The sequence below is a fragment of the Paenibacillus sp. GYB006 genome, from assembly GCF_036577645.1.
Taxonomy (GTDB): Bacteria; Bacillota; Bacilli; order Paenibacillales; family Paenibacillaceae; genus Paenibacillus.
Map to the genome: position 1 here is coordinate 35,244 of NZ_JARBDA010000015.1, position 22,221 is coordinate 57,464.

A 22,221-nucleotide genomic window follows, 5' to 3' on the forward strand; every position below is an offset into this window, starting at 1 on the left:
CTGGTTAGCTCAAATTCCTACCTAATCATGAAGGAGGTACGCGTATGAAATCATCGTCTGGGCGCAGTGTTCAAAATTCAAAACAAGCTGGACCTCAGAAAACCAAAGTAACAGGAGCTCGGAGGCGAATCATGCTATGGCTTGCCTTTATGATCTGTTTCACAGGATGGGCAGGATACACATTCTTTAATCAGTCTACTCAAATGGCGGACAAGAGTGCCAAGCTGCAGGAGATCAAGGCGACACAGACAGAAACAGATCAAGCACTTGAAGAGCTTAAGCAGGAAGTAAGCCGACTTCAAGATCCTGAATATATTGGGCAAATTGCACGAAAAAAATATGGAATGTATTTACCTGGGGAGACACCAATCTACCCAGTTGATGAATAATATAGCAACAGAACTTGAATTCTGTTTTCTTACTGGAATTATGTTCAAATTTAACCGGAATTAGGCGCGTTAACAGGCGTTCGTTCAGTTGACCTTGGTTTAATCCATAAGGTATAATTAATTTACCGCAACAGATTTAAAAATCGGGTTGTATATTTTTAAGGGAGGATCATTTTATTCTATGGCAATTGAAGTGGGCACCAAATTAGAGGGCAAAGTGACAGGCATCACGCATTTCGGAGCATTCGTGGATCTGTCTGGAGGTGTCACGGGTCTCGTTCACATCTCGGAAATCGCTGACAATTATGTCAAAGACGTCAACGATCATTTGAAAGTTAATGATACGGTAACTGTTAAGGTTATCAATGTTGACAAGGACGGAAAAATTGGACTTTCAATCAAGCAGGCGGTTGACCGTCCAGCAGGTGAAGTACAACAGCAAGCTCGTCCACCAAGAACACCAAGACCGGAACGTACCGGAGGAGATAGAGAACGATTTAGCGGCGGCGCTGGTAACAGTGGCGGCGGTAGCTATAACAATCGTGAACGGGGAGGGCGTCCTTACAAACCTTCTGCCGGCAAGCCTTCGTTTGGCAAGCCTTCATTTGAGGATAAAGTGTCACGCTTTCTGAAAGACAGTGAAGAGCGGATTTCGTCGTTGAAGAAGAACACCGAAGGTAAACGCGGAGGTCGCGGCGCAAAACGCGTGTAAGTCACCAACCTGATCTTGCATATATAAGTACGTGAATAGAGAGAACCGCAGACTTTAGAGTCTGCGGTTTTTTTTGTCGCATCTCAAGAATCGTCCGACATGTTTCAAGCTAGTTCCAGTATTCTCATTCCATATCGCTAGAATTTTATGAGTAAGAAGAGGATGACTTGGCAAGTGCTGAAATTGTCATAACTCTCTTTAAGCCTATATGGGCTGTCCTTTTAATTCGTAACTCTGTTATTTCGCAGACCCCTATTTTTGTCGGAAATTTCTTTTTGTGACATCTTAGTTTCTGACAAACTTTCACAGAACAAGCTGACTATAATGGGAAACATCAAATCAAACGTTGGGGAGCGAAGCAAAACATGGACAAGTGGAATGTAATACCTTTTCCAGGAATCAAAGCTGGTAAACGGGGAAAAGAGCTGCGTGCCGATGTAAGCATGAGAATGAAGACATGGATAGGATCCTTGCGAGCCGTACAGATCATATCCGAGAAGAAATGGATGATCCTGCTGACGGTGATGGGTTTTTTGCTAGGAAAGGCTATGATATTAGACGAGCTCTCACCATTTGCCATAGCCTATTTTGCCGTTATTTTATTCTTGAGAAGGGATTTCTTAATTCCCGTGGGAGCCGCAATTCTCGCTGGCAGTTTTTTCTCGCCTTATCCAACCTTCTTCATCATCGCTGCCGAACTAGGGATCTTTTATCTGCTGTACAAAGGACTCTCCTCTTTTGGAAAAACCGAATTATCTTATGCGCCTGTCATGGTTTTTACCTCGGCTTTTATGGTGAATTTGTTTACCGTCCTGATCGGACCCTCATTCACATGGTACGCGGTCCTAATGATGACCATCGATGCGGTGCTGAGCTTTGTACTAACCATGGTGTTTATACAGGCGATACCGATTTTTACTTATCGGAAAAAGAATGTAAACCTCCGCAGCGAGGAGATCCTGTGTCTAATTATTTTACTGGCATCCGTCATGACCGGAGCTGTTGGGTTTACGGTCTATCATTTATCAGCTGAAAATGTACTATCAAGATATCTGTTACTTCTCTTCGCTATTGTAGGTGGGGCACCGCTTGGTGCGTCAGTAGGTGTACTTACGGGACTGATCTTAAGCCTGGCGAATATGTCAGCCATCTATCAGATGAGCTTGCTTGCTTTTGCAGGGATGCTGGCCGGAATGATGAAGGAAGGAAAAAAACTGGGTGTATCTCTGGGGATGCTGCTTGGATCCTCAATCTTAGCCATCTATTTAGGTGGAACAGGAGATGTAATCACATCGACATATGAGAGCTGTGCTGCAATTCTTCTCTTTTTACTGACACCTAAAAGCATGTTACAAGTTATTTCCAAATATGTACCTGGGACACAGGATCATAGCTATTCACAGCATGAATACGCTAAACGGATCAGGGATCTGACTGCCGAGCGGGTCAATCGTTTTTCACAAGTGTTTAAGCAGCTATCTAAGAGTTTTGATCAGATGTCCGGGGTTAATGAGATGGGACAAGGACAGCAGGATATGGAACATTTTATGAATGCAGTTGCGGAAGGAACCTGTACATCCTGCTTTAAACAAGAGCAGTGTTGGGACGGTAAGTTCTATCAAACCTATAAGTATATGACAGAAATGATGACTTCAATTGAAGAAAATCCAGATTTTCAGGCAAAGGACATTCCAGCATCCTGGACAAAAAGTTGTGCTAAGACAGGAGCTGTACTTGATGTGATGAAGCGTCAGTATGGGCTATACCAAGATAATATGCAATGGAAACGCCAAATATACGACAGTAGAATGCTTGTAGCAGAACAATTATCTGGTGTGTCGCAGGTAATGGAGGACCTGGCACGGGAAATACAGCGCGAAACAAAGGTAATGCACAAGCAGGAGGAACAGATTAGATCAGCGTTGGAGCAGCTTGGTCTGTCCATCCATAGTATCGACATTATTAACCTGGACGCAGGTAAAGTCGAGATTGAGATTGTACATGCCTATACGAAAGGGTTTGATGAATGCCGAAAAATTATTGCCCCGCTTTTATCTGATATTATTGGTGAGCATATTGCGGTTGTAGAAGAAACGACGACTCTTCCGAAGCAGGGGCTTGCCACTGTAACTTTCGGATCAGCGAAGACATATGAAGTGACAACAGGCGTAGCTGGAGCAGCCAAGGGTGGAGGCCTTCTGTCGGGTGACAGCTTCAGCACAGTTGAGCTTGGCAATGGTACCTTTGTCGTCGCACTCAGTGATGGGATGGGAAATGGCGAACGAGCAAGGCTTGAGAGCAGTACTGCTCTTGGTATCCTAGAACAGCTGCTACAATCGGGGATGGATGCGAAACTTGCCATCAAATCAGTCAATTCTATACTGATGCTAAGGTCTACAGAAGAATTTTTTGCGACTGTGGATATGGCGTTGATTGATCAGTATTCAGCACAGACCACATTTATGAAGATTGGATCTACTCCCAGCTTTATTAAAAGAGGAGAAGAGGTAATCCCGATATCAGCAAGCAATCTTCCTGTTGGCATTATTAAAGATATAGAGGTAGATCTAGTCACTACGCAGCTGCTCCCAGGGGATATCGTCATAATGATGACAGATGGTATATATGATGCACCAGGGTACGCCGTAAATAAAGAAATGTGGATGAAACGAATGATTCAGGAGATGGATAGTGAAGATCCACAAGAAATTGCCGATATCTTATTAGAGCGTGTCATTCGTTATCAGCAAAATAAGATTCATGATGACATGACCGTTGTCGTTGGCAAAGTGGATCATTTTAACCCTGAATGGGCCACACTGCGTATACCGGGTATTGATCGGATGGAGCGGCCTAGGACAGTCAGCTGACGGGTGGATATTTATTATAGAAGGAAAGTCCTCGTTTGAACCTAGCTTATTATGGAAATAATAGGAAGAAGTTCGAAGCTAAAGGGGATGAGAAAGATGAAGCAAATTTTACTCATAACAGACGGATGCTCTAATGTTGGTTCAAATCCAGTACTTGCTGCTGCAAATGCCTTGGAGGAAGGCATTACGGTGAATGTGGTGGGCGTGGTGGATTATGGAACCATTGGTGACCTTGGGGGACAAGAGATTGAAGCGATTGCCAAGGCAGGAGGTGGAATTAGCCGGATTGTAGGTACACCTGTATTAGCAAAAACCATGCAGATGATGACGCGAAAAACGGTGGTTCAGACCATTGAACTAGCGGTTAATAAAGAGCTTAAACAAATTCTTGGCAAAAGTGCGGGCAGTATTGCTGAACTTCCTTTGCATCAGCGCGCAGAGGTGGTTCAAGTGCTGGATCATTTGACAGAGACAACACCGCTTCAAGTTGCTTTACTTATCGATGCAAGTGCTAGTATGAAGCCAAAACTGGCTGCCGTTGAGGAAGGAATTCGGGATTTAATGCTCAGCCTTCAAGCGCGTGAAGGAAGAAGTCAGATCTCTGTATTTCATTTTCCTGGGAGACAAGGCAGTGAAAATGCAGTACTTGATATCAACTGGACAAGCGACATGAACGCACTTCGTTCGGTTTTTACTAAGCTGGATATGAGAGGTGCGACACCTACCGGGCCTGCAATATTAAAGGTGATTGATTATTATCGTTATGGTACACTAAACGAGAATGACCTGTATTATCGCGATTACGGAGAAAAAGAAGGGATGCATGGTGACTATGCCGCTGGATCCTGATCTTACTCCTGGAACTGTAGTTATCGGCAAATGGAAGAATAATAAATATATTATTCAGAGAGTGCTGGGCAAGGGAGCGAATGGGATCGTTTATTTGGTTCAGCGTGAACCGGGTGGAGGCCGGTATGCGCTCAAGATGGGTTTTAATCCGCTTGATTTGCAGTCGGAGATTAATGTTCTTACTTCATTAGCGAAGAAGGATCACCTTGCAGATGGGAACGGACTCTCTTCCTATTTAAAAGAAGTCGATAATTACCAGGCTGGCGGAAGTGAAATTTCATTTTATGTCATGACCTATGTCAGAGGTGAGCCGCTTCATTTATTTATCCGGAGAAATGGAACGGACTGGACGATGCTTGTCGGGCTTAGGCTTTTAAAAAAGCTTGCTGAGCTGCACCGGTTAGGATATATATTCTGTGATTTGAAACCGCAAAATGTACTTGTTTCTTCGTATGGTGAGGTGGAGCTCATCGATTATGGAGGAGCGAGTCCTGTAGGACGCAGTGTAAAGCAGTTCACAGAGTGGTATGATAGAGGGTACTGGAATGCAGGCAGCCGTGTCGCAGATCAGAAATATGATGTGTTTTCCTTTGCTCTTCTTCTTATTCATCTTCTGGAGGGAGAAGAACTAAGAAGAATCACTGGAAACAGTCTTCCTCAACTAAGAGGAATACCCGCGCTTTTAACTATCATTCAAAAGAGCGAGCGGCTAGCGCCATATAGGAGTTGGCTTCAAAAGGCAATACAGGGTGATTATGACGATGCAGAAGATGCCTTTTTTTCGTGGAAAAAGCATGTCTACAGAGTAAGAAGCGGATCTAAGAATGCTTCATCAGAACCAACCCCAGGATGGTTAATTCCATCTTTTGCGTTATCAGCTCTAATTATGGCTGGGGCAGTGATCCTGATGCTTCGCTAAAATTAGAGGGTACATACCTTGAAATATCCGAGTTAGAAAAGAGGAACATCATGAAAGGACCGAAACTTGAACCTACGGTAATGCAGATTGCTGCTACAGCAGAGGAGTATCAATTGTGGAAACCGGGTCACCGGATTGTAGTCGCAGTATCCGGTGGGGCGGATTCTGTGGCTCTTTTACATATTCTTCATCAAATATCTCTCTATCATACACCGCTCACACTGATCTGTGCCCATGTACATCATGGGTTTCGTGCAGAGTCGGATGCTGAAGCCGAGCTGGTACAAAAATATGCGGAATCGCTGCACATTCCTTTTGAAATGGTTCATCTAAATATGCCGAAGTATTTAGAGGAGACTGGGCGGAACTCACAGGATGCGGCCCGTGAAAGAAGGTATGCTTTTCTTCATCAAGTCGCGGTGAAGTATAAGGCAAACAGCATTGCTCTGGCACATCATGCCGACGATCAGGCCGAGACGGTTATGCTGCATATGCTGCGCGGAAGTGGTGCTTCGGGACTTTCGGGTATGAAAATCAAACGAACTGAAAAAAACGTGGAACTTATTAGGCCATGTTTACGTATTACCAAGACGGACTTGGAAAAGCTCTGTGAAAAAGAAGAGCTTCCTTATCTCGTTGATAGTAGTAATATGAATCGTAAATATCTTAGAAATGCGATCCGACTGGATGTGCTTCCTTTTTTGGGGCAATATAATGGGCAGATAAAGGAATCTCTTTATCGGATGGCCGAAGTTATAAGCACAGAAGATGACTATATGGAAGCTGTAGCAGAGCAAACCTTTGCGGATATGGTCTTGAAGTCAGGTGATCGACTTACCTTTTCTGTCCCTGCGTTTAAGGGGCTACATGTCGCTTTACAACGAAGGCTCATTAAATTAATATTAAATTATCTGCCTTCAAACGATGATTTTGCTACTTTTTCAAGAATAGAATCCATACGTAAGGGAGTGGTTCAGACCGAACCGACGACTTGGATTCTTGATATAGGTCAGGGTATCGTTTGTATGCGGGAATATAACAGTATCATTTTTACTGCCCGGAAGTCTGTATCTGAGCATTACAGTTATCAGTTGCATTCTCCAGATGGAGATTCATTTCTCTATCTGAAAGAGATTGAAAGAACCATTCATTTGGTTCATTCAAAGGGGATGCGCAGTCCGATATCTGCTAATGAAGCACAGTTTGATTTGAGCAAACTTCATTGGCCGCTTACCGTAAGAGCACGATTGCCTGGAGATACCATGAAAGTAATGGGATTAAACGGAAGTAAAAAGGTGAAAGATATTTTTATCGATGCCAAAATTCCGCCGTCCCTGCGTTCTCGTATTCCCCTCGTGTGTGATGTTGAAGGAAACATCATCTGGATTCCGGGCGTAAGACGCTCCATTCATGCTCCCGTAACCGATCAATCTGCACAGGTCATTCAAATGTGGATCGAGTAGCTATTACGCGCAGGCGGTTGACAGTAATGGTGCAGATAAGACTTTCATAGTATAACTTTAGGGGGTTCACTAACGTTGCAGAACGATATTCAAGAAATTTTAATTAGTGAAGAAGAAATTCAAGGTAAAATCAAGGAATTAGGCGAAGTATTAAGCAAGGAATTCGCTGATCGTAATCCTTTAGTCATTTGTGTACTTAAAGGTGCGTTTATATTTATGGCTGATTTGGTTAAAAACATAACAGTGCCTCTTGAAATGGACTTTATGGCTGTATCAAGTTATGGTGCTTCTACCAAGTCTTCCGGTGTAGTCAAGATCATCAAGGATTTAGATCAGACCGTTGAGGGACGCGATGTTCTTATTGTAGAAGATATCATCGATAGCGGGCTTACACTCAGCCATCTAATTGAACTTTTGCAAAACAGAGGCGCTAAATCGACAACGGTGGTTACCTTGTTTGATAAGCCATCTGGCCGTTCTGTTGATCTTGAAGCAGATTATACGGGATTTGTCCTGCCGGATGCATTTGTAGTTGGCTACGGTTTGGATTATGCTGAACATTACCGGAACCTGCCTTATATCGGGATTCTGAAACCGGAGATTTACAGTAACTAAAATCCCGGCAGAAAAATGATAGAATCGCGTTTGCCCATTTGTTGAGAAGGGCAGAATGGCTATGGTAAAATAACTAAGGTGTCTCGAGAGGAGGTAGGGGATGAATCGGTTCATCCGGAATTCTGGTTTTTATCTAATTTTATTTTTAGTTGTAGTCGGCATCTACCAGGTTATTAATGGTGGAAGTGAAGCGGCTGATACCCCTAAATACAACGAGTTTCGTCAGGAATTATCTGCAAATAACGTAGAGAATTTGAGTATTCAGTTTGATGGATATGCCTACCAGGTAACGGGACAGTATGTAACCCCGCCTGCTGAAAAAGCCAAAAACTTTATTACGTACATTCCTGCTACGGATGCTGCAGTTCAAGAAATTGCGGATGCCAGTGAAGCGAACGGAATAGCAATGGAAGCGAAACCGATGAAGGGTGACAGTATTTGGCTGACACTACTAACGTCGTTTATACCTCTTATTTTGATGTTTGTCCTCTTCTTCTTCCTGTTTAATCAGGCGCAAGGCGGCGGCGGCAAAGTAATGAACTTTGGTAAGAGCCGTGCACGTTTATATAACGAAGAGAAGAAAAAGATTACTTTTGAAGATGTTGCAGGAGCTGACGAAGAGAAGCAAGAGCTTGTCGAAGTTGTTGAGTTCCTGAAAGATCCTCGTAAATTTGCAGCAGTAGGTGCTAGAATTCCAAAAGGGGTTCTACTAAATGGTCCTCCGGGAACAGGTAAAACACTCCTTGCACGAGCTGTCGCTGGGGAAGCGGGCGTACCGTTCTTCAGTATCTCGGGTTCTGACTTCGTCGAAATGTTTGTCGGTGTCGGTGCATCCCGTGTGCGTGACTTATTTGAAAATGCCAAGAAAAATGCTCCATGTATTATCTTTATTGATGAGATTGATGCTGTTGGTCGTCAGCGTGGTGCTGGACTCGGCGGTGGACATGATGAGCGTGAGCAGACGCTAAACCAATTGCTCGTAGAGATGGATGGATTCGGAGCAAACGAAGGTATTATTATCATTGCTGCAACGAACCGTCAAGATATTCTTGACCCTGCACTTCTTCGTCCAGGACGTTTTGACCGTCAAATCACAGTTGACCGTCCTGATGTAAGAGGCCGTGAAGCGGTTCTTAAAGTACATGCTCGTAACAAACCTCTTACAAAAGACGTGAAGATGGATGTAATCGCGAAGCGTACAACTGGATTTACAGGTGCAGATCTTGAGAACTTACTCAATGAAGCAGCCCTTCTTGCTGCGAGACGTAATCGTAAAGATATTTCCATGCGTGAGATGGATGAAGCGATTGACCGTGTAATTGTTGGTACGGAGAAGAAGAGCCGCGTAGTAAGCGACCGTGAAAAACGGATCGTTGCTTTCCATGAAGCTGGTCACACGATTGTAGGTTACTTCTTGGAGCATGCTGATATGGTTCACAAAGTTACGATCGTACCTCGTGGTCGTGCAGGCGGATATGTAATTATGATGCCAAAAGAAGACCGTATGCTCGCAACGAAACAAGAATTGCTTGATAAAGTAACAGGGTTACTAGGTGGTCGTGTATCTGAGGAACTGTTTATTGGTGAGATTGGTACAGGGGCCTATAGTGACTTCCAACAAGCTACAAGTATCGTTCGTAGCATGGTGATGGAATATGGTATGAGTGAAAAACTCGGACCATTGCAGTTTGGTAATTCCCAAGGTCAAGTCTTCTTGGGTCGTGACTTCGGACACGAGCCGAACTATAGTGATTCCATTGCATATGAGATCGATAAAGAAATGCACCGCATGGTTACAGAATGCTATGAGAAAGCAAAAGATTTGCTGACCAAGTATTCTAAAGAAGTTCACCTTATTGCGGAAACACTGCTCGAAAGAGAAACTCTTGATCTTGAAGATATCAAGCAGTTGATCGAAAACGGAGCAATTACCGAAAAAGAAGAAGGAAATACGGGAGGATCCTCTGAAGGCGGAGAACCTATTATCGACAATGTCGGTGATGTTAAAGTTCGCATTCAAGGAAAAGATAACAACGGCGGAACACCGGCGGAAGAAATTCCAAACCATGTTCCAAATCAGCCGGAGTCTGAATCTACACCTCCAAGTGATCCAGATAAGAATAAACCTACTTCATAAGGTTGCTATATACGAAAAACCGGAGAACAGCTTATGTTCTCCGGTTTTTTGCGTTATTACATTCGTTTAGCTCTGAATTGCGTCTATTTTGTGAATTGACAGGTCAGGGTGCGCCGTGTAAATTAGTTGTAAACAAAAGGAAGTTCTGTATCAGACTTTGTGAATCGATTAACAAGCGGGGTCATACACTGCAAAGTGAACGTAGTATTCGCTATTCCATAAAAGGAGAGGGTCAACAGTGGAGGTTCAGGCACTAGAACGTAAGGCCGAGATGAATCGTGAGTTGAAAGAGCGACTAAAAGTACTAAAGAAGGAACGGAATGCGATTATACTTGCTCATTATTATCAGCGAGATGAAATTCAGGAGGTAGCAGACTTTCGTGGAGACTCTTTTCTTCTAGCCCAGAAGGCAGCAGAAACTGATGCAGAAGTCATTGTTTTTTGTGGTGTCCATTTTATGGGGGAAAGCGCCAAAATTTTGGCTCCAAACAAAAAAGTAATTATTCCTGATGAACGTGCGGGCTGTCCCATGGCTGATATGGTCAACGTAGAAGGGCTTCGCAAATTAAAAGAGCAACATCCGAATGCGAAGGTCATTACATACATTAACTCATCTGCTGAAATTAAAGCTGAGACAGATATATGCTGCACTTCTGCTAACGCAGTAAAAGTGATTCAATCGCTTGATGCGGAAGAAATTATATGGGTTCCTGATAAAAATCTCGGACATTATGTTCAGCAGCATACCGATAAGAAGATGATTATATGGGAAGGGTACTGCAATACACATGACATGCTAACGATAAAAGATGTGGTCGAAATGCGTGCTAAATATCCCGATGCAGAATTCGTGGTTCATCCGGAATGCCGCCCAGAAGTGGTTGAGATGGGTGATTTTGTGGGCAGTACTACAGCAATTCTCGAGTATTGTAAAAAGTCGGACCGCAAACAATTCATTGTCGGTACAGAAGACGGTACAGGATATCAACTTCGAGTAGACAGTCCGGACAAAACCTTTCACTTTGCGACCAAATTTCTTGTTTGCCCGAATATGAAAGTGAATAACCTCAAGAAACTGGTAAAAGCGCTGGAGACAATGAAGCCGGAAATTTATGTACCTCCTGCTGTTGCCGATCGTGCACGTTTATCCCTAGAGCGCATGTTACAAGTAAAATAGGATGAAGGGGGAGGCTTTCAGATGAAGGTAAGCCCCCTTTTCTATATATGCATGATTACGTGAGCTACTTTATAGGAGACAGGTGAGGATGCCCCATGATTCCTTCTTACTTAATTGATTTGGATATAGCGGCTTTACCTCAAATGGAGACAGATCTGCTTGTTATCGGTACAGGTATAGCAGGATTGTTTACAGCAATCGAGGCAAGCAGGGATCGGCAGGTTCTTATGATTACGAAAAGAGCATTGCTAGAGAGTAATACCAGATATGCGCAAGGTGGAATTGCAGCGGTTACCGCAGAGGATGATTCACCTGCCTATCATATGCAGGATACGCTTACTGCGGGTGCGGGTTTGTGCCGAGAAGAGGCTGTGAAAGTGCTTGTTAGCGAGGGGCCAGAGAGAGTCAGAGAATTAATTAGTTTCGGGACCACTTTTGATATAGAGAATGGGGAACTCGCATTAACACAGGAAGGAGCTCACAGTCATCGCCGGATTCTACATGCGAATGGAGATGCAACAGGATACGAGATTGTAAGGGCATTAGCCAAGCAAGTTGCTTCTCATGCATCGATTAAGGTATGGGATGAACACTTTGTTATTGATCTTGTAACGGGGTCTGGTGAGTGCAGGGGTGCTATTGTACAGGATGCTGATGGTGAACGAATCTATGTAAAAGCAAACGCTGTTGTACTCTGTTCTGGAGGAGCAGGCCAGTTATATCGGTATACCACAAACCCGGAAGTGGCTACTGCAGATGGTATAGCTATGGCTTACCGGGCAGGGGCCGAAATACGAGACATGGAATTCATTCAATTTCATCCAACGTCTCTTTGTTATCCAGGGGCTCCTCGTTTTCTAATATCTGAGGCCGTACGCGGTGAAGGAGCAGTGCTTCGTAATATTCGAGGTGAACGGTTTATGCATAAGTACCATCCACAGCTCGAGCTCGCTCCGCGTGATATCGTGGCAAGAGCAATTGTTAGTGAGATGGAGATTACGAATGCAACCCAGGTATATCTTGATATCACCCATGAGACCCTTGACCGGATCAAGCTTCGTTTTCCGACAATCTATGAGACCTGTATGAACTATGGGCTGGATATGGCTTCGGATTGGATTCCTGTAGCACCTGCTGCTCACTATATGATGGGCGGAGTGAAAACAGATTTACAAGGAGAAAGCAGTATTCAGCGGCTTTTTGCCTGCGGAGAGGTGTCATCTACCGGTGTCCATGGAGCAAATCGGCTGGCCAGCAATTCTTTATCGGAAGCCATCGTTTTCGGGAAAAGAATTGTAGATCGCATACGCGAGCTCACTCCTCTAAAGAAATCCGTTCCTTTCGTTCCTTCCCTTAACAGAAAGGAAGTTTCCTTAGAAGTGAGTTCGATTCATGCTAGAAGACTTGCCCTGCAGAAAACAATGGTACGGGGAGTAGGGCTTCGACGCACGGAGCAAGGTTTATTACAGGCCAAGTCGGTACTCGAGAAGGAACTAGCTATATTTAATACCAGCCTTACTACACAAGAAGAATATGAGTTTGCCAATCTACTTACGTGCGCCATACTTGTCACCGAGGGGGCACTTCACCGCAAAGAGAGTCGAGGAGCTCATTATCGGGAGGATTATCCCGATTGTAACGATCTTTTGTGGCAGAAGCATACGGTGCAGCAGCGTGAACGTAAAATTGCGGAGGAAGTTAGCCATGCTACTTAATGGATATAATGAAGTATTAACCCAATCAATTAAAAGTTGGCTCGGAGAAGATGTTGGTTCCGGAGATGTCACAACTTTGGCTACCATTCCCGAAGGACATCAGTCCAAAGCTGTGATTCATGCAAAAGAAGGCGGGATTATTGCAGGACTCTCTATTGCAGAACTTGTTTTTCATATCGTTGATCCTTCACTTGAATTTCGTGCAGAATTGAAGGATGGAGATCTAGCAAAACAGGGCACGATACTCTGTGTAGTAGAGGGAAGTACGCATAGCCTACTAACAGGCGAGAGGCTGGCTTTAAATTTACTGCAGCGGCTCTCAGGTATTGCGACCAGAACCCGTACTTATGTAGATGTAATTGCAGATCTTCCGGTACGGTTAGTTGATACACGAAAGACAACACCAGGTCACAGGCAGCTTGAAAAATATGCAGTACGGGTCGGTGGAGGATATAATCACCGGTTTGGACTGTATGATGCAGTTATGATCAAAGATAATCACATCAAGGGTTCTGGAGGGATAACACAAGCTATTGAAAGAGCAAGAGCAGGGATCCCGCACACCATGACAATTGAAGTGGAGACAGAGAACCTATATCAAGTGAATGAGGCCATTGAGGCGGGAGCAGATATCATTATGCTTGATAATATGAATGAAGAGATGATGCGTGAGGCAGTTAGGCATATCCGAGAGGCAGCCCCGCATGTTAAAATAGAAGCTTCGGGTAATGTTTCACTTGCCAGCATTCGCAGCATAGCTGAGACAGGAGTAGATATTATCTCTGTAGGAAGACTGACTTACTCCTTTGACAGCCTAGATATCAGTCTTGATTTAAACGAAAAGAAAGGAGGATAATCCTCTTTGATCCTTGTAGTAGATGTAGGTAACAGTAATATTGTGCTTGGTATATACAAGCATCGTGAGCTTCTTCATCATTTTCGTATCAGCACCTCCAGACAGTCAACGGTAGATGAGTATGGTATTCTCATTCATAGCTTTTTTCAGATGTCGGGTATATCAACTTCAGAAATTGAAGGAATTATCATCTCTTCTGTTGTACCGCCGCTGGTGAATGTGCTGGAGGAAATGTGTATTAAATATGTGGGCAAGAAACCACTTATCGTCGGTCCTGGCATCAAAACAGGGTTGAATCTTCGTTATGAGAATCCTCGTGAGGTAGGTGCGGACCGGATCGTGAATGCGGTAGCGGCGATTGATCAATTTAACTGCCCTCTCGTAGTAGTTGATTTCGGTACGGCAACGACCTTTGATTGTATAGATGGAGAGGGTAACTACCTGGGCGGAGCCATTGTGCCGGGTATTGGGATTTCTACCGAGGCATTATATCAACGAGCTTCTAAATTGCCGCGTATTGAACTCGAGAAACCGAAGAAAGTAATCGGACGAAATACTATCCACGCCATGCAAGCAGGCATCATTTTTGGTTATGCAGGACAGGTTGATGGAATCGTGGAACGAATCAAGGAAGAGATGAAGGCTACACCAAAAGTGATTGCTACGGGCGGTTTGGCAGAACTTATTGCAAGTGAGACAAGAACCATCGAAGTGGTAAGTCCCATGTTGACACTTGAGGGTCTGCGGATTATATACGAACGTAATAAGGGGTAACCTTACTGAATAAAAGATAATGGAAAAAGGGATAGGCAGTCACCTTTATTCCGTTATCTTTTTCGATTACAATAAAGAGAGTGCCGACTTAGACGAAATATGAATTTGCACAATCTTCATAAGGAAGCAGCCTGGCTTGCCTTGTAAATTATAAATAGGATGACACAGAAGGAGCATAACAGAATGGAAAAGAAGAAAGACCGATTGGTGCGTGGTACAGCTTTAGGTGGACGTGTTCGTGCATTTTCGATCCGTACAACGAACTTGGTAGAAGAATTGAGAAGAAGACATGATACATTTCCTACAACAACAGCTGCAATGGGGCGGACAGTTACGGCTACTGCCATCATGGGCGCTATGTTGAAAGGGGAAGAAAAACTGACCATTCAAGTAAACGGGAATGGACCTATTGGTCAGATCGTAGCAGATGCGAATGCCAAAGGTGAAGTGAGAGGATACGTTAAGAATCCACATGTCCACTTACCAAGCAATAGTAAAGGTAAACTTGATGTAGCTGGAGCTGTAGGTACTTCCGGATTTATTCATATAACCAAGGACCTTGGGCTCAAAGAACCTTACCGTGGAAGTACTCCTATCATTTCAGGTGAATTGGGCGAAGACTTTACGTATTATTTTGCTAAATCAGAACAAACACCTTCTGCAGTAGGTCTTGGTGTCTTAGTTGATACAGACAACTCTGTTCTTGTAGCTGGAGGATTTATTATTCAGCTCTTGCCTGGACTGAATGATGAGGAAATTTCGGCAATTGAGGACGCAATCAGTAACATGCCGCCGGTAACCACCCTCTTGGACCAAGGGCTTGATGTGGAAGAAATGCTCCGCAAGATTTTACCGGATGTTGTAATCCATGATAGCATGGATATCGTCTTCCAGTGTCAATGTAGTCGTAAACGTGTAGAGCAAACACTGATCTCGCTTGGAGAATCGGAACTTACTGATTTAATTGAAGAAGAAGGCCGAGCTGAAGTTGTGTGTCAGTTCTGTAATGAAGCATATGAATTTACGAAAAGTGACCTGGAAACCATTCTTGAGCAAGCGAGAAGCTAAAACCGTTATGGGGTAGATGAGATGGGATGACGAAACAAGAAAAAGGACTTTGGGTGACTGTCGTTGTGCTGAGCGTAGGTGTTATTTTTATGGGGACGTTTATTTTTCGCGGAATGAACGATTCGAGTACAAATACAGGCCTAAGTGCTTCGGATTGGAAAGAGCCGGTTGCAAGTATTGCAGGGCAAATGATTTCGGAGAAGCAATGGGTAGATGCACTTAAGACACGTTATGGCAACAAAGTTTTAATGGAAATGCTTAATCGTCAGGCTGTTCTCGCTGAAGCTAAATTACAAGGGCTGACTGTAACCGAGTCTCAAGTTGACAAAGAACTGCAATCTTCTATGGAGGGCTATTCCTCAGAACAAGCTTTTTATGATGAAATGTGGAATCAATTTGGGATGAGCTCAGAAGAATTGAGGGCGGAGGCAACCTATCAAGTTTTGCTTGAAGAAATTGCAACAAGAGACATTGCAATCAGTGAAGAAGCAGTACAAGAGTACTATGAACAACATGAAGCAGATTATAAACCCATCCGTCTGTTTGATATTTCTATGATCCAAGTGGATGATCTTGTTTCAGCAAACCATGTCCTTGAACGGATTGAAGCGGGTGAATCATTTGGAAAAGTGGCAGAGAGTGAGTCAACGGATGAATACAGCCGTGAATCCAAAGGGAGACTTGGGCTTATCGAAGAGAATGATCCTTTTCAACCTGAGGAAATGATGATGCTCGCAGAAGAGATCCAAATTGGTGATGTCGCCGGTCCTGTTCAAGTGGATGAACACTATATTATTGTTCGTTTAAATGATATCGAAGAAAAACAAGGTATGACATATGAAGAGGCAATGGAAGATATTCGAATGATGCTTGCTTTGAATGATTCCATTCCCTTGTCAGAATTAGAAGAGCAGCTTCGCAGTAAATATGGAGCTGATATAAGAGTAAAACTGGAGAGACCTGCTTCCTAAGGGAAGGGGTCTCTTTTTCTGCTCTATTTTTTTCTAACAATATTGACATTATGAAGCAAGGTTGATAATATTAAAGTTATAAAAACCCACCTATTTAGTCGGAAATGTAATGGTGGGCAAAGGAATGGAAAGAGTATGGACGGTGCGGTAACGTAAGCAGGCAGTAACCGTACTAGAGCATGGTCCAGCTCATACAATACAACTAGAGTACACATTGGCATATGAAATAGAAGAAGCAATCATTCATTCAACTTCATTTAATCCAAGGAGGGCAATTATCATGGCTAAGGTTGTCAATAATGTTACAGAACTTATCGGTGGAACGCCGCTTGTTCGCTTGAATCGCGTTGTACCTAAAGGTAGCGCGGAAGTATATGTGAAACTTGAATACCAAAACCCTGGATCTAGTGTGAAAGATCGGATCGCGATCAGTATCATAGAGGATGCAGAGAAGTCTGGCCGTATTAAACCAGGTGACACGATTGTAGAAGCAACGAGTGGTAATACAGGCATTGGGCTGGCCATGGTAGCAGCGGCTAAAGGATATCGTTCGATTATTGTTATGCCTGAGACGATGAGCTTAGAGCGTCGTAATTTGCTTCGTGCATATGGTGCAGAGCTTGTGCTTACTCCTGGATCAGAGGGAATGAATGGCGCGGTTAAGAAAGCAGAAGCGATCGTAGAAGAAAATTCAGGTTACTTCATGGCAGAACAATTTAAGAACCAATCTAATGTTAGAATCCACCGTGAAACTACGGGTCCTGAGATCGTAGAAGCAATTCAGTCCGTGGGCGGTTCTCTGGATGCATTTGTAGCTGGAATTGGTACAGGTGGTACGATTACAGGTGCAGGTGAAGTCCTCAAAGAGTCTTTCCCAGACATTAAAATTTATGCAGTGGAACCGGCAGCTTCACCAATTCTGGCAGGCGGGGCCCCAGGTCCTCATAAAATTCAAGGGATCGGTGCAAACTTTGTTCCTGAGATTCTAAATCAGGACGTTTATGATGAAATCATTCATATTGAGAATGAGGATGCATTTGAAACCGCTCGCCAAGTAGCGAAAGAAGAGGGAATCCTTGCTGGTATCTCTTCTGGAGCAGCCATTCGTGCTGCGCTGAAAGTGGCAAAAGAGCTGGGTGAAGGTAAACGTGTCGTTGCGATCGTTCCAAGTAATGGGGAACGTTACCTCAGCACACCTCTTTATAATTTTGAAGGTTAAGACTGACGAGTAGAATACTCGAATTGAATCTTTACTTCTATATTAATAACAAATTATATAACCCTGTGTCGCAACTCATTTGCAGGCACAGGGTTTTTTATCATCTGCTTTTAAAATGAAGAATGCTTTAGTATACTAACAGACAATAGACAAGGTCAGCCTGGAGGAAAGAAGCATACATGAATAAGGTAACTACAACCTACGATGATTGGAAAGTATGGAGCAAAGAGGATTGGACGGTGCTTCCCTATGTAACAAAAATGAAACTCAAGAAGTCACCCGCTCTTCGTTCCTGGAAGCCTGCATGGGAACAGGCTTCTCCCTATGCTTTTGTACTGGAAAGCGGAAAGGACGGGAAATATACCTATCTTGGTTTATGTCCGGCAGCCATTGTGACGGGGAAGGGTAAACAGGCAGAGGTGAAAATTCTCGGTGTGGCAGATGGAGCCAACCAAGAGCATCGTTTTCATTCACATGGGACGATGACAGGAGATCCCCTGCAAATAATCGAAGAGTGGATCGCCCCCTACCGTGCTCCTCGGATTCAAGGGACACCGCCGTTTTCCGGCGGGGTTGTAGGTTACCTAAGTTATGATGTGGCTCGCTCCCTTGAGAAGCTGCCTGAACTTGCGAAAGATGACCCAAGTCTTCCTGATTATATGTGGATGCGATTTGAAGAAGTGTGGACTATTGATCATGAAGAGAATGCTGTCTACTCTTCAGTTTACATAGTTCTAAACAAAGATGAGCCGTTAGAGAAGCAGTTCAAGCAAGCCGCTTCCAGAGCGGAGGCTATGCTTCGCAGCTGGGAACATATGATGGAAACTGCAGAAACCTCTTATTATATCCGAGAGCAAGCAGAGCGGATTCAGCGGCTGGAGCAGGCTAGAGCTGAAGGCGATGCACATATGGATGTAGCTCAAGGCTGGGAATCTCCTTTTAATAAAGAAGCCTTTGAACTAGCTGTGAAGAAAGTGCAGGATTATATCGGGCAGGGAGATGTCTTTCAGGTTAATCTTTCATTAAGGCAGGATAAGAAGCTACATACTTCACCTGATGATGTGTATGAGTGGATTCGTGTAATTAACCCTTCCCCTTATATGGGATACGTTCAGACACCAGATTTTCAGCTGGTAAGCGGCTCTCCAGAGCTGCTAATTAAACTCACGCAGGGTAAGGTCATCGCAAGACCCATCGCAGGAACAAGACGCAGGGGAGCGACCTCAGAAGAGGACAAGCGTATGGCGGAAGAACTGCTTCATACGGAAAAAGAGCGGGCTGAGCATATTATGCTCGTGGATCTGGAGCGCAACGATATCGGTAGAGTAGCGAGATATGGATCAGTGCGTGTTCCCGAACTTATGACCATTGAATACTATTCGCATGTAATGCATCTAGTTTCACAAGTAGAAGGTATCTTGGCTGAAGATAAAAATGCCTTTGATGTGATTGCTGCTGCATTCCCAGGGGGGACCATTACAGGTGCTCCTAAGGTAAGGACGATGGAAATTATTGAGGAACTGGAGCCAGTGAGACGCGGCCCCTACACAGGATCAATTGGCTGGATTTCCTATCAAGGGGACATGGAACTAAATATCATTATTCGTACCCTCGCAGTGAAGGATAACATCGGTTATATTCAGGCAGGAGCAGGAATTGTAATTGATTCAGATCCTTACCGGGAATATAGGGAATCAAAGAACAAAGCAAGGGCAGTTATGAAGGCTGTACAGTATAGTGAAGAAGCTGCTATGCAGCGAAGCAGAGACGAGAACTAGAGGAGGTTTTTTATATGATTTTGGTTATTGATAACTATGATTCTTTTACGTATAACCTCGTGCAGTATCTAGGTGAGCTAGGTGAGGAAGTAGAGGTACGCCGGAATGATGAAATCGATATTGCTGGGATTGAAGCACTTGCGCCAGATCATATCTTGATTTCGCCAGGTCCATGTACACCAAATGAGGCAGGAATCAGTCTTGAGTTACTGCATCATTTTAAAGGTAAAATTCCAATGTTCGGTGTTTGTCTTGGACATCAGGCAATTGGTCAGGCTTTTGGAGGAAACGTCGTTAGGGCAGAACGTTTGATGCATGGGAAAACATCGCCTATTTATCATGGGGGAACGTCTGTATTTCAAGGAATTCCATCTCCATTTACAGCTACGAGATATCATTCTCTACTCGTGGAGAGAGAGAGTCTTCCTGACTGTTTGGAGATTACAGCAGAGACAGATGAAGGAGAGATTATGGGACTCAGACATAAAGAATATGCGATTGAAGGCGTACAATTCCATCCGGAATCGATCGTTACCGATTATGGTCATCATATGCTCCGCAACTTCCTGCGTCAGAAAGCAATTGTATAAGATGAAATACGTCATGCTGAATGGGCAATTGACTGAGACAACGAAAGCCGCGATTCCTGTAATGGATCACGGCTTCTTATACGGAATGGGTCTATTTGAGACTTTTCGAACCTATGGGGGCAAACCTTCGTTACTGTCTCGTCATCTTCAAAGGCTTTCTGAGGGTTGTAAGGATTTAGGGATTCCTTTTCGGGCGGAAGAACATAAACTGGAGATGCTTATTCGTGAGCTGCGGGAAGCTAACGGGCTTAGTGACGGCTATATAAGGTACACGGTTTCGGCAGGCGAAGAGATTCTAGGGTTGCCTTCGGCAGACTACCGTGAACCGAGCCACCTTATTTTTGCTAAAGAATTGCCTGTCCTAAATGAAGCTTGGTATATCAAAGGAAAACCTCTTCAATTGCTGAAGACGATTAGGAATACACCTGAGGGCTTGGTTCGATATAAATCTTTGCACTACATGAATAACATTCTTGCGAAGAGAGAGCTTATACAGTATAAGCAGGCAGTAGAGTCTCAAGCGGAAGGTTTAATGTTGACCAAAGAGGGGCATCTTGCTGAAGGGATTGTCAGTAATCTTTTTTTTATAGCCAAAGGAGTTCTTTATACCCCTGAAATAAGCACAGGTATCTTGCCTGGCATTACTAGAGAGGTTGTTCTTGAAGCTGCGAGTGACCTAGGTATTCCTGTAGTAAAAGGGTTATTCACAACTCAGCACCTATCTCAGGCGGATGAGATTTTTATGACTAGTTCCATACAAGAATTAATTCCAATAACAGCACTGCTTGGTTTTCCGGAAGGGGAAGTGATTCAGGTTCAAGACGGAATAATGGGACCGAATACACGCAGACTGCTGGATTTATACCGAAAGAAAGCAGGTAGAGATGATGTTGAAACCTAAACTATATAAACGTACATATCAGCGCGGCGAAATGTCGCTTAAGCTGGGTGACAGAACACTGGTTATGGGGATTGTTAACGTAACTCCGGATTCGTTCTCCGATGGGGGACAATACAATTCTGTAGATCGTGCAGTTGCTCATGCTATAGAACTCTTCGAACAAGGAGCAGATATCATTGATATCGGCGGTGAATCTACTCGCCCAGGACACACTGTCATTTCGAGTGAAGAAGAGATTGCGCGTGTAGTCCCCGTGATTGAATCTTTACACAAAACAGCACCGCATATCCCAATCTCTATTGATACGTATAAAGCAGTTGTAGCGAGAGCGGCAATCGATGCAGGAGCTCATATCATTAATGATATTTGGGGTCTTAAAGCTGATCAGGATATGGCACCGCTTGCGCGCGAGAAAAATTGTCCTGTTATCCTAATGCATAATCGTGAGAACACAGATTACGATGATTTTATTACCGACGCAGTTGCGGATCTAAAAGAAAGCATTGAAATTGCGTTGCAGGCTGGTATTTCTAAAGACAATATTATTCTTGATCCAGGTATCGGATTTGCAAAAAGCTATGAGCAAAACTTACAGATGATGATATCATTAGGTGCATTGCTGGAACTTGGCTGCCCTGTTCTGCTCGCTACCTCTCGCAAGCGGTTTATTCGGAATACACTGCAATTGCCAGTGGATGATCTAGTTGAGGGAACGGCAGCGACTGTGGCTTTTGGGATTGCCCAAGGAGCACAAATGGTAAGAGTTCATGATGTAGCTCAAATCAAGCGTACAGTAGACATGTGTGATGCTATGCTCTACCAAGGAAGAGAGGAATTATAATTATGGATAAAATGAAACTTCACCGTATGGAGTACTATGGATATCACGGAGTCTTTGAGGAAGAACGTAAACTTGGACAGCGATTCTATATTGATCTAGAACTTGATATGGACTTACAAGAAGCAGGTAGGCATGATGATCTTACCAAAACGATAAATTACGCCGAGATTCACGAACATGTGAAAAATATCGTTGAAAATAAGTCATTCCAATTAATTGAAGCTTTAGGTGAATATATTGCATCTTCCCTACTTGAGACTTATACTAGTGTGGATGCGCTTGTAGTCAAGGTAACGAAACCGCATCCTCCTTTCGATATTCATTTTGAAGGAGTTACAGTAGAACTTCATCGTACTAGGAAAGTAGGATAACGACTC

At 43.8% G+C, this 22,221-nt stretch carries 20 protein-coding genes; all 20 read left to right on the top strand.

The window, feature by feature from the left end; all coding sequences use genetic code 11:
• The first annotated feature begins 44 nt into the window (after positions 1-44).
• The 20 genes from PV403_RS21000 to folB all read left to right on the top strand — a co-directional run bounded on the left by PV403_RS21000 (position 45) and on the right by folB (position 22,215).
• The gene (locus PV403_RS21000; RefSeq protein ID WP_213535553.1) at positions 45-389 is read left to right on the top strand and encodes an FtsB family cell division protein; all 345 of its coding nucleotides are present in this window, start codon (positions 45-47) and stop codon (positions 387-389) included.
• 181 nt (positions 390-570) lie between these two features.
• Entirely contained in the window at positions 571-1,101 is a 531-nt protein-coding gene (locus PV403_RS21005; RefSeq protein WP_160036664.1) for a S1 domain-containing RNA-binding protein, read from the top strand.
• Positions 1,102-1,544: 443 nt separating this feature from the next.
• Positions 1,545-3,971, top strand: coding sequence for a stage II sporulation protein E (spoIIE, locus tag PV403_RS21010; protein WP_442951787.1), 2,427 nt, complete (start codon positions 1,545-1,547; stop codon positions 3,969-3,971).
• Positions 3,972-4,067: 96 nt separating this feature from the next.
• A complete protein-coding gene (locus tag PV403_RS21015; protein ID WP_213535555.1) occupies positions 4,068-4,820 on the top strand; it encodes a vWA domain-containing protein in 753 nt (250 codons plus the stop codon).
• Positions 4,798-5,739 (top strand): serine/threonine protein kinase, encoded by a 942-nt coding sequence (locus tag PV403_RS21020; protein ID WP_332085920.1) that lies wholly within the window; start codon positions 4,798-4,800, stop codon positions 5,737-5,739. The genes PV403_RS21015 and PV403_RS21020 overlap by 23 nt, the downstream gene beginning before the upstream one ends.
• A 50-nt stretch (positions 5,740-5,789) precedes the next feature.
• Positions 5,790-7,202: a tRNA lysidine(34) synthetase TilS gene (gene tilS, locus PV403_RS21025; RefSeq protein WP_332085909.1), complete on the top strand. Its 1,413-nt coding sequence runs from the start codon at positions 5,790-5,792 to the stop codon at positions 7,200-7,202.
• A gap of 75 nt (positions 7,203-7,277) precedes the next feature.
• Positions 7,278-7,817 (top strand): hypoxanthine phosphoribosyltransferase, encoded by a 540-nt coding sequence (gene hpt, locus PV403_RS21030; protein ID WP_213535557.1) that lies wholly within the window; start codon positions 7,278-7,280, stop codon positions 7,815-7,817.
• 100 nt (positions 7,818-7,917) lie between these two features.
• Positions 7,918-9,954 carry an ATP-dependent zinc metalloprotease FtsH gene (gene ftsH / locus PV403_RS21035; protein ID WP_213535558.1) on the top strand — a complete coding sequence of 679 codons (2,037 nt, stop codon included), beginning with the start codon at positions 7,918-7,920 and terminating at the stop codon, positions 9,952-9,954.
• Positions 9,955-10,192: 238 nt separating this feature from the next.
• Complete coding sequence (gene nadA / locus PV403_RS21040; RefSeq protein ID WP_332085910.1) at positions 10,193-11,131, top strand: quinolinate synthase NadA; 939 nt, start codon at positions 10,193-10,195, stop codon at positions 11,129-11,131.
• Positions 11,132-11,226: 95 nt separating this feature from the next.
• A complete protein-coding gene (gene nadB / locus PV403_RS21045; RefSeq protein ID WP_332085911.1) occupies positions 11,227-12,846 on the top strand; it encodes an L-aspartate oxidase in 1,620 nt (539 codons plus the stop codon).
• The gene (gene nadC, locus PV403_RS21050; protein WP_332085912.1) at positions 12,836-13,702 is read left to right on the top strand and encodes a carboxylating nicotinate-nucleotide diphosphorylase; all 867 of its coding nucleotides are present in this window, start codon (positions 12,836-12,838) and stop codon (positions 13,700-13,702) included. The genes nadB and nadC overlap by 11 nt, the downstream gene beginning before the upstream one ends.
• A gap of 6 nt (positions 13,703-13,708) precedes the next feature.
• Positions 13,709-14,476, top strand: coding sequence for a type III pantothenate kinase (locus PV403_RS21055; RefSeq protein WP_213535564.1), 768 nt, complete (start codon positions 13,709-13,711; stop codon positions 14,474-14,476).
• Between the two features lie 183 nt (positions 14,477-14,659).
• The gene (gene hslO / locus PV403_RS21060; protein ID WP_213535565.1) at positions 14,660-15,544 is read left to right on the top strand and encodes an Hsp33 family molecular chaperone HslO; all 885 of its coding nucleotides are present in this window, start codon (positions 14,660-14,662) and stop codon (positions 15,542-15,544) included.
• Between the two features lie 26 nt (positions 15,545-15,570).
• Positions 15,571-16,515 (top strand): peptidyl-prolyl cis-trans isomerase, encoded by a 945-nt coding sequence (locus PV403_RS21065; RefSeq protein ID WP_332085913.1) that lies wholly within the window; start codon positions 15,571-15,573, stop codon positions 16,513-16,515.
• A gap of 280 nt (positions 16,516-16,795) precedes the next feature.
• Positions 16,796-17,734 (top strand): cysteine synthase A, encoded by a 939-nt coding sequence (gene cysK / locus PV403_RS21070; protein WP_213535567.1) that lies wholly within the window; start codon positions 16,796-16,798, stop codon positions 17,732-17,734.
• 179 nt (positions 17,735-17,913) lie between these two features.
• Complete coding sequence (locus tag PV403_RS21075; RefSeq protein ID WP_332085914.1) at positions 17,914-19,512, top strand: anthranilate synthase component I family protein; 1,599 nt, start codon at positions 17,914-17,916, stop codon at positions 19,510-19,512.
• Positions 19,513-19,526: 14 nt separating this feature from the next.
• The gene (gene pabA, locus PV403_RS21080; protein WP_332085915.1) at positions 19,527-20,102 is read left to right on the top strand and encodes an aminodeoxychorismate/anthranilate synthase component II; all 576 of its coding nucleotides are present in this window, start codon (positions 19,527-19,529) and stop codon (positions 20,100-20,102) included.
• A 1-nt stretch (position 20,103) separates the two neighbouring features.
• Positions 20,104-21,003, top strand: coding sequence for an aminotransferase class IV (locus tag PV403_RS21085; RefSeq protein WP_332085916.1), 900 nt, complete (start codon positions 20,104-20,106; stop codon positions 21,001-21,003).
• Positions 20,987-21,844: a dihydropteroate synthase gene (gene folP, locus PV403_RS21090; protein ID WP_442951786.1), complete on the top strand. Its 858-nt coding sequence runs from the start codon at positions 20,987-20,989 to the stop codon at positions 21,842-21,844. Before PV403_RS21085 ends, folP begins: the two co-directional genes overlap by 17 nt.
• A 2-nt stretch (positions 21,845-21,846) precedes the next feature.
• Positions 21,847-22,215: a dihydroneopterin aldolase gene (folB, locus tag PV403_RS21095; RefSeq protein ID WP_285745320.1), complete on the top strand. Its 369-nt coding sequence runs from the start codon at positions 21,847-21,849 to the stop codon at positions 22,213-22,215.
• The last annotated feature ends 6 nt before the right edge of the window (positions 22,216-22,221 follow it).